Source organism: Pseudomonas sp. EL_65y_Pfl1_R83 (genome assembly GCF_963970695.1).
Lineage (GTDB): Bacteria > Pseudomonadota > Gammaproteobacteria > Pseudomonadales > Pseudomonadaceae > Aquipseudomonas > Aquipseudomonas tritici.
In genome coordinates this window covers 1-466 of sequence record NZ_CAXAQI010000382.1, presented here as the reverse complement: position 1 = coordinate 466, position 466 = coordinate 1, and the positions used below count along the sequence as shown (strand labels likewise).

1 protein-coding gene and 1 pseudogene are annotated in these 466 nt (G+C 62.7%); both read left to right on the top strand.

Annotation, left to right across the window (positions count from 1 at the left end; all coding sequences use genetic code 11):
* Nucleotides 1-208 (top strand): annotated as a pseudogene (locus AACY08_RS29420) (hypothetical protein); the annotation flags it as partial.
* 62 nt (nt 209-270) lie between these two features.
* The coding region (locus tag AACY08_RS29415) for a hypothetical protein (RefSeq protein WP_339472599.1) at nt 271-466 on the top strand (196 nt) is incomplete at its 3' end.

The following is a 466-nucleotide window of genomic DNA, read 5'->3' as shown; positions in this document are numbered from 1 at the left end:
GTGGAAGGGCAAATGGCGCGGCCAGCGGCAGCGCTGGTTCCTGTACCGCTTTCTCGGCAGCGATGCGGACATCGACATCGCCACCGCGCATCAGGAGTTCAAGGACTGGACTTGGGTTGAGCCGCATACCCTCCCCGAAGTGATCGTCGCGTTCAAAAAGCCGTTGTACGAACAGGTGCTTGCCGCTTTTGCGCCGCATCTGCGCTGAACCGAAACGCGCTGGCGACGAACGCTATTCCGTTACGGCAATTGCCGCTCTATCAGGTTCGCATGCTTGCCATGCTGATCTTCGCTGCGCCCGTCCTTCTGGGCAACGCCGATCCGGCACCGCCCGTTCAAACCGTACCGACCGCAACACCGCCTGCGCCCGCGCCAATTCCGCCAGCAGTCAAGGCGATGCTCGACGCCGCGATCGCGTCGAACAACGATGGCGAGATCGTCACCGTCGCCAAATATGCCCGCGCGG